Here is an 11,840-nt window from a genome sequence, read left to right as displayed (position 1 = left end):
TATCAATTTCCTCGTACTTTTCTCCATTTAACTTTATAAAACAGAAATGCCAGCGCCACACACAAAACAGCAATGATTCCAAACCACAATATTATTGTTCCCATGGGTTGTTCATGGATCTTCAAAAAGAAATACGGGCCATCAAGTACATTGACCGCATTCAAAGCAAGGCAGATAACTCCATAAACAAGCGTTACTCCCGCAGGCCATGCGATAATCTTCATCGGTAGTTTTTCTACTTTTTCAAAGAAAAGAATGGAGATAACTGACAGTAGTGGCCCAATGAAATGATTTATAGGCGCTACATTCTCAAGAAAGTAATATTCAACTCCACCTTCTGGCGCCAGTACAAAGGCAGCGATCAAGAAAGTCACTGTAAGTCCAACTGCGCTTATGAAGTGCAAAACAGTGACAAATCCAGGAATATCCTTGCCATTAAGCACGTAAAACAGTACCATGATCGATACCACCAACTGAAGTACGTTGCTGTCAACTGTATACCACTCAAAAAGGCTTACCCCAAAGGCAAAGCAGTCATGAACAAAAGCAATCAGTTCCAGAATGATGATCACGATATTTATAACTATTAAAAGTCTTCCCCTCATATAACCCCTCATTCGTTTCGAAATTCTCATATTAGTACTGTATCTCATTATACAGCAACTATAGGTGATCTTAAAAAACGCCGTTGACATCCTCATCATTTCCCTTAAAATATTCATTAACTAAATCCAAACGACGCCAGCTGCTACCGAGTAGCTGGAACAACGTCATTTCTCCATCGTTAGGTCATCGCAGATGGGGAAATGGCGATTTTTTCTTTCTGGAGGTTATATTTATGCAGTGGATTATCTTATTACTGGCAGGTCTGTTTGAAATCGGATGGGCCATCGCCATGAAATACTCTGATGGGTTCACAGTTCTTTTGCCCTCTGTGATAACCGCCGTTGGGTACATCGCCAGCGCTGTGTTCCTGTCCATGGCACTTAAGCAGCTGCCCTTGGGCACAGCCTACGCCATGTGGACTGGCATGGGGATTGTGGGAACTACGGTGCTTGGTGTATTTCTTTTTCAGGAAAAGCTCTCCGTGCCCCAGGTTATATGTGTTATTCTGATACTAGTCGGAATTATCGGTTTGAAATTACTTGCGAAGGAGTGAGATTTATGTTCAGAAAAATGAGAAGATTTGCGCAGCAGATTCCAGATGAAAAGTGCATCGAGATACTTAAAAATGAGCCAAGAGGGGTTCTCTCGGTCCTTGGCGATGACGGCTATCCATACGGAATCCCCCTTGATCACTGGTACTGTGAGGAAGATGGCAAGCTCTACTTCCACGGTGCCAAGGAGGGCCACAAACTTGACGCCATCAAGACCTGCGATAAGGTCAGCTACTGCGTTTACGATGAGGGCTACCGCAAAGATGGCGAATGGGCGCTGAATATCAACAGCGTCGTTGTCTTTGGCCGCATGAAACTTGTGGATGATCCAGACAAGGCAAGAGAAATCTGCACCCAGATTTGCAGGAAGTTCACAGATGATGAAGAATACCTTGAAAAAGAGCTAAAAAACGCCCTGCCACGAGTTCAGTGCCTGGAACTTACGCCTGAACACATGACAGGAAAACTTGTCAACGAAGCGTAAAAAATTTTAATGTGACCCTGCCATAGCTTCTTGAAGCTTAGGGATCAGCAGCTGATCTGCTGGAAGCCAGTCAACGCTTTCAAGATCACCGTATTCAAGCCATTTAGCAGCTTCATGCTCAAGTAGCTGAAGTTCACCTTTTAAAACACTTGCGAAGTAGCAGTTCATGTGAAGATGGAAAGATTCGTAATCATAATCGATGACATCTATCAGCTCATGGACTGCTATTTCTGTTCCAAGCTCTTCCCTGATTTCCCTGATAAGAGCCTGCTCGGGGCTTTCCCCCTCTTCTATCTTCCCGCCTGGGAACTCCCAGCCGTCTTTATACTCTCCGTAGCCACGCTGTGTGGCAAATATCCTGGTTTTCTTTTCATAGTCGTCGCAGATGATCGCTGCTACTACATTTACTGTTTTCATGCTTTTACTTCCTGGTTTAATCTATGTACGGGTTTTCCCCTCCTACGACATTGTATCAGCTTATCCTGGTATTTTTCCATATATGGTGACTTTTCTGCCAGATTTCTCCGATTTAGTCATGTTTCTTTTCCCATAAAGGCACTACCATGATATTAGACGAAATACACTTAAGCACAGTATTTGCAAGGAGGTTTGACATGTATGATATTCGTACCAGAGAAATCCAGGAAGCTATAGCGGCAGCTGACGTTGCCCTTGATCATCTCGAAAGGGCAAGAAGATGCCTTTCAAGCGCCAGCGGCTGGGGGCTTTTTGATACTCTGGGCGGCGGCTTCATAAGCGGACTTATCAAACACGGTAAGATGAGCGACGCCGAGCACGAGATCAACCAGGCGAAAAGAGCTCTCGAGAAGTTTTCAAGAGAATTGCGGGATGTTCAGGGTTACTCTTCTGTTCACATCAATGGATTTCTTACCTTTGGAGATCTGTTCTGCGATGGATTTTTGATGGACGTACTTGTTCAGTCCCAAATTGGAAGGGCAAAGCGTGAGTGCGAAGACGCTATTAACCAGGTGTCTCGTATCCGCAGCGACCTGCAGAGGATGCTATAAATCAATTTCAAACAAGTAAAGGAGATTACTAGATGGGTAACCTTAAAGCAAATATCGCCGAATATGTCGGCAACTACACCAGAAAACACGGCTATTCGCCAACAGTTGAAGAGCTCATTAGCTCTTTTGGCATCGTGACAGTCATGTTCATGATGTTCTACATACTTAGCCTTTATCGGATCGGAATGATCCGGAACTCACTGTTCTTTGGGGTTGGGGACTTGCAGCTGATACCTATGAAGAGCATCAACTAAATACCGGGAATGCAATAGGGCTTCACTCACGCTTGCGTAAGTGAAGCCCTCGATTTTTTGCATATTATCACCAGGTCATCCAATCTTTTCCACGAAATCAGTCATCATGTCGGAAATCTTGATGGTCTGAGGACATACCTGCTCACAGCTGTGACAGTGCAGACATGCTGAAGGCCTCTTGTCATCAGGGATTGCGGCGATAGCCATTGGCGCGATAAAGCCCATACCGCCGTCCTGAGTTGTGAGAAGGTGCTCATTGTAAAGAGAGATAAAATATGGAATATCAAGTCCCTGTGGGCAGTGGCTTACGCAGTAATGGCAGGCTGTGCATGGAATGGACTTCTTAGCCATCATTCTGTCAACAACCTTCATCAAAGTTTCCATCTCTTTTTCATTAAGAGGCTTGTCCTCCTTGTAGGTAGCAAGGTTAGCTTCAAGCTGCTCCATGCTGGACATTCCGGAAAGGACCATGGTTACGCCCTTTACGCTCTGAAGGAATCTGAAGGCCCATGCAGTGATCTCCTCATCAGGGCGAAGCGCCTTAAGTTCGCCAGCTGACTGATCATCAAGCTTTGCAAGCTTACCGCCGCGAAGCGGCTCCATTACCCATACAGGAATATTCCAATCGTTCAAAAGATCAACCTTGGCCTTGGCATCCTGGAACTTCCAGTCCAAGTAGTTTAGCTGGATCTGGCAGAATTCCATGTCTTTGCCATAGGCATCTAGAAATCTCTTCAAAGTATCGTACTCACCGTGGCATGAGAAGCCAAGGTGCCTTATCCTGCCATTCTTTTTCTGCTCCATAAGGTAGTCGTAGATGCCATACTTAGGATCCAGATACTGCTCTATGTTCATCTCGCAGACATTGTGGAAAAGATAGAAATCAAAGTACTCCATTCCTGTCTTTTCAAGCTGCTTCTCGAAAATCTCTTTTACCTTGGGCATATTTGAAAGGTCATAGCCTGGGAACTTGGTTGCGATGTAGAACTTGTCCCTTGGATACTTGGCCAGCGCCTTACCCATCACGATCTCAGAATTGCCATCGTGATATCCAAACGCGGTATCGTAGTAGTTGATGCCCTCTGCCATTGCCTTATCAACCATAGCCATTGCCGCTGCTTCGTCGATATTGCCGTCATTTCCGCCAATAACAGGCAGTCTCATGGCGCCAAATCCAAGTCCTGACAGCTTGATTCCCTGATAATCTCTGTAAACCATAGTCAAATCTCCCTTCGTACATTGCGTTTTTGCCATAATTATTTGCCATAATTAAATTAATTATATTTTATTATGGTGCGCATAGTCATACATCAAATTACACAATTTTTATGCCGCTGTTTCTGTAGTATCGTATAAAACAAGGCTTCACTCACGTTTACGTGAGTGAAGCCTCATTTTTTAGCTCCAATGACTCTTAGCCTGCATGCGCTTCTTACGATGGCACTCCTGGCATACAGTGTATCTGTAGGACCACTTCAGCTTCTTTCCGCACATCAGGCAGGTCTTCATGCTAAGATTCTGTTTATCCAGGATCTCAAAGATGCACTCTGAGATTTTTCTTTTCATGGCAAGGATCTCGCCAAGGTCGTCCTCATCCCCAAGCATTCTGGTATATGAGTACAAAAAGTCGTAAACACCGCTATATAGCTCTAATAGCTGCAGCGCATTGCCCTCTTCCGGATTGACAAATTCAGGGTTGTAGCGCTCCATGGTCTCATGAAGCCGGATCGGATTGCCCTGGACATGAGCCTTGTAGTATCTCCTGAACAGGTCAAAAATCTCGTTATTCTCCACCTTGGCTGGAATCCTGATAAAGGCGCGAATGATCTCCCTGTCGTCTCGTATTTCCTCAAGGGCCTTGGCAACCCTGATCTTTTCCTCAATATCGCCCTTGTCATAGTACTCTTCAGCTGGCAGCTGGTTCCACATCTCAAGGATGTATGAGACCTTCTGATCCTTCTCCAGAAATTCCTCAGGAATACCTATCATGGCCTTTTTTAGGATTGGCAGCTTATATGTAATGCGCTCCGAAATGAGCTCGTAATCGTAGTAGGAAGCCACGTATCCCGTGTCGTAAATGCCAAATCTTCCGGCTCTTCCCGCAATCTGCTGTATCTCTGAAATCGTAAGAGGTCTCTCCTGCACACCGTCAAACTTGGTGGTCTCCAAAAAGACAACTCGCCTGATCGGCAGATTCATCCCCATTCCAATGGCATCTGTAGCAACCACCACGTCTGTGGCGCCGCTGGCAAACTGCTCCGCTTCTCTGTGCCTTACGTCATAGGGTAAAGAGCCATATACAATGCTGCACTTAAGCCCGGTCTCCTGCAGCTCCGCCGCCACACTGTGCACGTCTTTCCTGGAAAAAACTATCAGCGCATCGCCTCTTTTAACATCCTCAGGGAACCTGAAATCCGCTGCGTCCTCGTCCATCACTAGCGGCGTCTTCCTCTTATGGTAAACAGTCTCCATGCTGTCGCCGCAGGACGCGATCATCCTGCCAAGGATCCTCTCCGCATCTGGAGATGCGCACACATGGATAGTCTTAGCCCTAAGCCCCAGTATTGCTGCGGTCCATGAGCCGCCTCGCTGGCTGTCTGCCACCATCTGGGCCTCGTCAATGACCGCCATATCCCACTCTTCATGCAGGTTCATCATCTCGATAGTAGATGACTGGTGAAAAGAGCCTGGCATCAGAATCCGCTCTTCTCCTGTGATCATGGAGCATGGACAGCCGTCACGGTTTAACTTGTCGTACTGCTCGTAGGCAAGGAGCCTTAATGGCGCAAGATATATACCATTTGCGGCCTTTTTAAGATCCTCCATGGCTTCATAGGTCTTACCCGAGTTGGTTGGGCCAATATGGAGAATGAAATGTCTTTTCATCTGCCTTGCAAGTGGGAACAGGTCGGTATAATCCTCTGGAGTTTCGCTCTTTAATACCCTAAGGAGGTACTTCTTGGCCTCCATGGTCCTTTTAAGGCCGTCTGTAGCCTTGGTATACCTCTTATTGGCCCTCAGCTGGTCATAGATGATGATCTCGTTGAGATTTTCTTTTACATAATCAGCAATATGTTTGCTGCGCTTAGTTGCGCGGATATACGCCATTATCTTCTTGGACAGGATCTTCTCCGGCCCCGACATGCAATAATCCACCAGGGGGATATTGTCGCACTCAAGGAGCACCCCATAGATAATACGTGGGATCCCTGGCAGCATCTCCCGGAGCATATCCACATTCAGCTTGTTTGGCAGGGTTTCGCATACTCTCCTGATACTCCCCTTGCCAATCTCCATCTTCTGGTTCCTGCCAAATCCAGTGTGGACATTCATGAACACCTTCTCATTGGCAAGCATGTCCAAAAAGCCCTCATAGACTGCACCACACAGCTCATCTGAGTGCTTTTTCCAGTATTCTTCAAATTCCGCCTTGGGAAAAGACTTGTCCGCCTTTGCCCGCAAGCTCTTTTCCCTGGCCCTTTTAGATTTATAATAGTTCGCGTGTCCTTTTTTCTTCATTGTTACATTATATCACGTACAACCCTCTTGCACTCTTTAAGCAGTGCCATGTCGCTGCAAAGTACAATAACGTCGTTCCAACACATCTCGATTTCATCTGGGAGCTCTTCAAGGTCTTCAAATCTCTTGGTTACTGCAAAATCCTCGTAGCCTGTAATGTCGTTGAATCCGTTGATCTCACGGTCTTCTTCATCAAAGATCTCCTGCATCTCTTCGGATGACCCTCCACAGAACAGTATGTTTTTACAGCCATTCTGAAGTATCTGATCCGCCAGAGCTCTTACTGTGTTATCCTCCACAGTATCATTACTGATGATGATCACTGTATGTCCTGAAAGATCTCTCATGTTCTTTTTACTTGAGAGAATTGCACTTCCAATAATTCCATATGTCACATTAGAGCATAGTGTTGTTTCTGGGTATAAAAACTGAGTCATAATTGCCTCCTTGTTCTCGAAATCAGTTAACGCCTCGTTCCTATGCTCTTATTATATTTTTTATGTGTCCAATAATTCTCCCAGTAAATGGGGTGAGTTGAGTTTGACCCGGAGATACATGGCAGTCTACACATCCTTCCAAATATTCCTGCCTTTTTGGAAAGCTTCCAGCTTCATGAGTTTCTGTTCATACAGCTGCTTTAGCCTTGGTATCCTTATCTGCCTTTCATACAGATCCTTTTCGTAAATGTCAAAACTCATGATTGCTTTTTCTATATCCACGACATTCCTATCCTGTACATATGACAGGAGTTTACTCTCTTTATCTATGAAAGAATGAGTTTTAATTGAAGACAGCTTTACATGCTCAAGGTCTAAGTACGGAATGTTGTAGAACATCGAATTGCCGGAATCATATATAGGAGCAAATCCAAGTATCTCAAGAGTGTCAGGATTTCGCACGATGGAGATATTATTCATGTGTCTATCAGTATTGGAGATGAGATAATCTGTCATGATCTCATAGTCCATGAATCTGGTAAACTCATCATCACTGATACCCAAACTCATGCACACTCTCTTTAAAGGATAATAAAGAGATTCATTCTGTTTGAACTTTGTTGTCTGGAGCAGCTCCCATGCACTAATACACTCAAGATTCTCACTGCAAAAATCGTAAGACATGCAACCTATTCCTTCTACTTCCCCCTCCACGTCAACCGTGGTAAGGATATATTCGGTATAGTTGTCAAATCCCTGTTGTCTGTGGAGTGCTGTAGCAAATATTTCATTCAGACTCTGCTGATAGGAACTGCCATAATTGCCTTTGACCATATATCTTTTACCGGCTTCATCTATACACCATTTTTTCTGCAGTTCTCCCTGAGAAGCTGCACACTGAAACCGGGTCTTCTTACGCAGGTCTATGACATGGTCCTTGTTTATGGTCAGTTCACCAAAAGTATCCACAAAGTCATTCGTAAACAGGTTAACATCTTCCCACGAAAGATCCTCTCCCCGTGGTTTTATCCAGTAGCAGTCTGAAAGACTCAGCGCGAGATTATCAACCAGTGCGCTGTTGGTAGACTCATATCCAAGTTTCTGCAGGGCTGACTTTGCGCCATTTCGGGTCTTTGGGATTGCGCGGTCTTTCCACCAGTCATGAAATTTCATATCATTCATCCTGCCGCCTAAAGGAAAATGTTCTGCCTGGGCCTCATTCCTCCTGCAGCTGCCAAGTCTGCCATCTTCAGACACTTCCATTAGACAGACCGGTATATTCTTATGCATTAGATAATACTCATTGCCAATCTTCTTCATGCTTTAGCTCCATATAATATCTTCATTCTTGTCATACTCGCAGTCCTTTTCAAATTTTGCGCGTATCTCATAAAATGAATCAAACATGTCCTTGACGTACAGTGGCAGGTTTTCCCGTTTTACTCCTTCAAGAGAGGTTCCGATCTGTATCGTGTTCCCACACTTATCTGTAATACTCCCTGTATTCTTATCATAGAAATACTCATCACCATTTGTATCCTTTATTATCTCTGAGTATTTTTCAGGTGAAGGGATCAGCTTCGAAAGCATGCCTAAAACATATGGTGCGGGTCTTGATTCTCCCTGCTCCCACCTTCTAAGTGTACCCACAGGTATGCCATACCTGGCTGCAAAAGCTTTCTGTGTTAATCCAGTATTTTCTCTTAATTCTTTTATCGTTATCGCCATTTTTCCTGCTTCTTTCGTGTACTCATATTGAGTAGTTTAATAACAGAACTAATCATTTCGATTACATATATAAAAATAGTACCCATTTTGGGTACTATTGTCAAGCCATGTTCAGATTGATTCTACTGCCGTAAGAGTTGGAACAGTAAGCATAGAAAAAGGATAGTTATCATTTCCCGTATGGACAGCTGGCAAGGCACAACGCACATGCTCCCCATCGTCCAAGCTTGTCCATAAAGGCACTCCTTAACTTATTGCAACGGGATATGTCGATGATATCGTCCCTGCCCATTCCTAATTTCCAACGAACATTAAGTAGCGCATGGGCAGGGCAGACTTCAACGCATTTATCACAGTCAGACGGGCACATGCATTTTTCATATGCCTTTCCATATTCAAAATAATGATCTATAAGAATTGCAGACAATCTTACCCTTGGACCATATTTTTCCGTGATTATGACATCATTTTTCCCAAACCACCCAACACCGGCAGATGCTGCCGCATCCTTAAATGAAAACTCTGCCCGGAAACGACCATCGTCTTTCTGGGCAACTTCTGGAATATAATAACGGATACCGTCTTTTTTCAAGACATCCTCTATTTCTCCCACCTTAACTTCCAGTCTGTCTTTTGCGCCGAGTATACCTTCATGAAAGGCCTTCTCATTGTAGTTATTCAGCGATAACTGCTGTGTATATGGCACTGCAAACACAAGGCCGGATTTGAATTCTTTTCCAAAATCACTATAGGAGATATCTGTGAATCCAAAAATCATGTCCGTCGAGTCTTCAAAGATTTCAACAATTCTGGTCTGCAGCTCGTTCATGAAATGCCCTCCCTCCTTGCTTTTAACTGAATACAAACGTATAATACCATCAAGTATAGTATCGGTATAATTGAAATATACGAGTATATAATTCAATTATTTTGAACTATGCTGATCACATGTCATTGTTTAAACAGTATTACTGAAAAAGGTGGGCGGTTATGACAATCACACAATTAAGTACCTTCTTGAAGATCGTGGAAATGAGAAGCTTTTCTTCAGCTGCCAATAGTCTTGGCTATGCACAGTCTACAGTAACAACTCAGATCAAGCAGTTGGAAGATGAGCTTGGATGCGTATTGTTTGAGCGCCTTGGGAAAACAATTTCTCTAACCTCATCGGGAGAGCGGCTCATACCCTATGCAGAGAAAATGCTTCAGCTTGAGCGAGATATCCGTCTTGATGTGACAGATGGAGAAAACCCGGCGGGGATACTGAATTTGGGCGTTTCTGAGTCTCTTTGCATAAACCGCCTTCCACGGATCTTGATGGAATTTAACAGGAATAATCCCAGGACTGAGATCAGAATACAGTTCGTTACCCATGAGATCATCCCTGATCTTTTGCAGAAGGGAGAACTCGACCTTGTTTATACTTTAAACCCGCTTTTCAAGGATGACAGGATCAGGATCCTTCACAAGAAACGGGAAAAGCTCGGCTTCTATGCACCTTTCGATCTTCCTGTTGCCAAAAAGTCCATTTGTGCGGAAGATCTGAAAGAGTTGCCTCTTTTATTGACCGGACATGGCTGCAATTTCAGGCATATGCTGATTTCTCATCTTGAGTCGGCTGGGATCTCGCCAAAGATTGTTTTGGAAACAGACAGCAAAGAAATTCTGAAACAGTTTGCAATAAACGGACTGGGAGTAGCATTCATCCCGGATATGACTGCGGAAGCAGAAACAAAGAGCAACAAACTAAGGCGCCTCACATGGAAAGGGCCTGATTTTCCTATCTATTCTCAGGTGCTGATCCATAAAGACAAGCATCAGAATAAGGCAATGATCAATCTGGTTGAGCTGATAAAGCGCGATTTTTAAATACCGTCCTATAACTTACCATTTGCGCTCATTTCCTGCCTATCATCCCGCCAAGCATCTCCATGGCTTTCTGATAGGATTCTTTCATTTTCTGAGGGCTGTTGACAGCCATACCCTTATTGCGGGCCTTTTCAAGCAGTGCCTCGTCGTCGCTGATAAACAGGGCGTCTCCATCCCCGGTATCAATGCAGCTTTCCACTTCGCCGAAGGAAATCCTCCTGACGACAGCGTGATGTCTCTCACTTAACATGGACAGCTGCTTTGAAAGCACGTCATCTTCTCTATTCTTAAGACAAACTATTATTTCCTTCATACTCTTACGCCTTCTTATTGAGCCTGTATCCCACAACAGCTCCGATAATTCCGCCAATTATATGTGACAGATTGGAAATATCGTCCTGTACCATCACTCCCTCATAGATCTGCTGGCCAATAAATACAACAGCCACCAGGATAAATGTCAGCGGAATCTCGCCATTTCTAAAGCTTGTGAACGATGTTAATAGAATGAATGCAAACACCACTCCGCTGGCTCCGCAAAGGGCTACATTCCAGAAGAACACGTAGTTAAATATTCCCGTAACAGCTGCAGTTATCAGGATTATCGACAGGATCTTTTTTGATCCGTACTTTTCCTCAAGCATAGGTCCAAGAAGCAGAATATATGTGGCATTCCCGATATAATGCTCCCAGCCGCCATGTCCCAGCACATGTGTAAAGAAACGCACATAGGTCAGGGGATTTGCCAGGGATGAGTGATATGTCACAAATAGTAGCTCATTGCTCTTTCCCAAAGTTACGAAGCCAAGCAAAAGAACTGCCAGACTTAAGAATATGAATCCCAGTACCACTGGGGAGTTAAAAGAAATTTTGAGTTTTTTCATTTTTGTACTCTCCTGTCAAACTATCCTCTATTATATCAAAAAAGGCCTCCAGCGCCATAACAGACGCTAAAGGCCACTAAGAAAAGGAATTAGATCAGGCATTTGCCAAAAGGCTGATGATTCCAATAAACACAAGGATTGGAAGTGCTACATAGAGCAGTCCGCCAAGTACCAAAGACACTAAAGCAAATGGCAAAAAGATAAAGAAAAATACCACTTTCATAATACTCCAGGTGGCTCTAAGTGCAAAGCCAGCCAGCTTTCCAAATATGTAAACGAATAAAATAATAAACAATAATGACATCATGATCATCACCCTACTTTCTCTAAAAACATCGTCAATTTGTTTTTCTTTTGATATAAAAATTGTATGTCTTACGAAGAGAATAATACATGACAACTTGAGCAAAAAAACTCCAGTTTTTCACCCTTTTTAGCGAAATAGAATTTCAAAAAAAGTGGTGAAAATCAACAGTTTGT

General features: G+C 43.9%; 16 protein-coding genes. 5 read left to right on the top strand and 11 right to left on the bottom strand.

Annotated elements, in window-relative coordinates:
- Nucleotides 1–2 precede the first annotated feature (2 nt).
- Nucleotides 3–605, bottom strand: a complete 603-nt coding sequence (locus tag J6I68_RS07730; protein WP_292219231.1) for a hypothetical protein — start codon at nt 603–605, stop codon at nt 3–5.
- Between the two features lie 233 nt (nt 606–838).
- On the opposite strand from J6I68_RS07730, the gene J6I68_RS07725 reads away from it, so the two are divergent.
- Nucleotides 839–1,159 carry a DMT family transporter gene (locus J6I68_RS07725; protein ID WP_292219229.1) on the top strand — a complete coding sequence of 107 codons (321 nt, stop codon included), beginning with the start codon at nt 839–841 and terminating at the stop codon, nt 1,157–1,159.
- 5 nt (nt 1,160–1,164) lie between these two features.
- On the top strand, nt 1,165–1,641 hold the full coding sequence (locus tag J6I68_RS07720; RefSeq protein ID WP_292219223.1) for a pyridoxamine 5'-phosphate oxidase family protein: 477 nt from the start codon (nt 1,165–1,167) through the stop codon (nt 1,639–1,641).
- A gap of 6 nt (nt 1,642–1,647) precedes the next feature.
- Here J6I68_RS07720 and J6I68_RS07715 read toward each other — a convergent pair whose 3' ends face one another.
- On the bottom strand, nt 1,648–2,058 hold the full coding sequence (locus J6I68_RS07715; RefSeq protein WP_292219221.1) for a (deoxy)nucleoside triphosphate pyrophosphohydrolase: 411 nt from the start codon (nt 2,056–2,058) through the stop codon (nt 1,648–1,650).
- 197 nt (nt 2,059–2,255) lie between these two features.
- On the opposite strand from J6I68_RS07715, the gene J6I68_RS07710 reads away from it, so the two are divergent.
- Both J6I68_RS07710 and J6I68_RS07705 read left to right on the top strand, forming a co-directional pair.
- Nucleotides 2,256–2,669, top strand: a complete 414-nt coding sequence (locus J6I68_RS07710; protein ID WP_292219215.1) for a hypothetical protein — start codon at nt 2,256–2,258, stop codon at nt 2,667–2,669.
- 32 nt (nt 2,670–2,701) lie between these two features.
- Nucleotides 2,702–2,923, top strand: coding sequence for a hypothetical protein (locus tag J6I68_RS07705; protein WP_292219213.1), 222 nt, complete (start codon nt 2,702–2,704; stop codon nt 2,921–2,923).
- Between the two features lie 75 nt (nt 2,924–2,998).
- On the opposite strand, the gene J6I68_RS07700 is transcribed toward J6I68_RS07705, so the two are convergent.
- From J6I68_RS07700 to J6I68_RS07675, 6 genes are all read right to left on the bottom strand, one after another.
- Nucleotides 2,999–4,141 (bottom strand): aldo/keto reductase, encoded by a 1,143-nt coding sequence (locus J6I68_RS07700; protein WP_292219211.1) that lies wholly within the window; start codon nt 4,139–4,141, stop codon nt 2,999–3,001.
- A gap of 180 nt (nt 4,142–4,321) precedes the next feature.
- Nucleotides 4,322–6,442 (bottom strand): helicase-related protein, encoded by a 2,121-nt coding sequence (locus J6I68_RS07695; protein ID WP_292219205.1) that lies wholly within the window; start codon nt 6,440–6,442, stop codon nt 4,322–4,324.
- A gap of 2 nt (nt 6,443–6,444) precedes the next feature.
- On the bottom strand, nt 6,445–6,879 hold the full coding sequence (locus tag J6I68_RS07690; RefSeq protein WP_292219201.1) for a hypothetical protein: 435 nt from the start codon (nt 6,877–6,879) through the stop codon (nt 6,445–6,447).
- 126 nt (nt 6,880–7,005) lie between these two features.
- Nucleotides 7,006–8,199: a HipA domain-containing protein gene (locus J6I68_RS07685; protein ID WP_292219195.1), complete on the bottom strand. Its 1,194-nt coding sequence runs from the start codon at nt 8,197–8,199 to the stop codon at nt 7,006–7,008.
- Nucleotides 8,200–8,202: 3 nt separating this feature from the next.
- A complete protein-coding gene (locus J6I68_RS07680) occupies nt 8,203–8,607 on the bottom strand; it encodes a helix-turn-helix domain-containing protein (RefSeq protein ID WP_292219191.1) in 405 nt (134 codons plus the stop codon).
- Between the two features lie 169 nt (nt 8,608–8,776).
- A complete protein-coding gene (locus tag J6I68_RS07675) occupies nt 8,777–9,436 on the bottom strand; it encodes an epoxyqueuosine reductase (protein ID WP_292219187.1) in 660 nt (219 codons plus the stop codon).
- Between the two features lie 161 nt (nt 9,437–9,597).
- Here J6I68_RS07675 and J6I68_RS07670 point away from each other — a divergent pair, with 161 nt between their 5' ends.
- The gene (locus tag J6I68_RS07670) at nt 9,598–10,476 is read left to right on the top strand and encodes a LysR family transcriptional regulator (RefSeq protein WP_292219185.1); all 879 of its coding nucleotides are present in this window, start codon (nt 9,598–9,600) and stop codon (nt 10,474–10,476) included.
- A 28-nt stretch (nt 10,477–10,504) separates the two neighbouring features.
- Here J6I68_RS07670 and J6I68_RS07665 read toward each other — a convergent pair whose 3' ends face one another.
- The 3 genes from J6I68_RS07665 to J6I68_RS07655 form a co-directional block, all read right to left on the bottom strand.
- The gene (locus J6I68_RS07665; protein ID WP_292219183.1) at nt 10,505–10,789 is read right to left on the bottom strand and encodes a hypothetical protein; all 285 of its coding nucleotides are present in this window, start codon (nt 10,787–10,789) and stop codon (nt 10,505–10,507) included.
- A 4-nt stretch (nt 10,790–10,793) separates the two neighbouring features.
- Nucleotides 10,794–11,360 (bottom strand): rhomboid family intramembrane serine protease, encoded by a 567-nt coding sequence (locus tag J6I68_RS07660; protein WP_292219180.1) that lies wholly within the window; start codon nt 11,358–11,360, stop codon nt 10,794–10,796.
- A 94-nt stretch (nt 11,361–11,454) separates the two neighbouring features.
- Nucleotides 11,455–11,667: a hypothetical protein gene (locus J6I68_RS07655; RefSeq protein WP_292219178.1), complete on the bottom strand. Its 213-nt coding sequence runs from the start codon at nt 11,665–11,667 to the stop codon at nt 11,455–11,457.
- Between the last annotated feature and the right edge of the window lie 173 nt (nt 11,668–11,840).

This window comes from Butyrivibrio sp., from assembly GCF_017940685.1.
Classification (GTDB): Bacteria; Bacillota; Clostridia; order Lachnospirales; family Lachnospiraceae; genus Butyrivibrio.
This window is presented reverse-complemented; position numbering and strand designations above follow the sequence as displayed.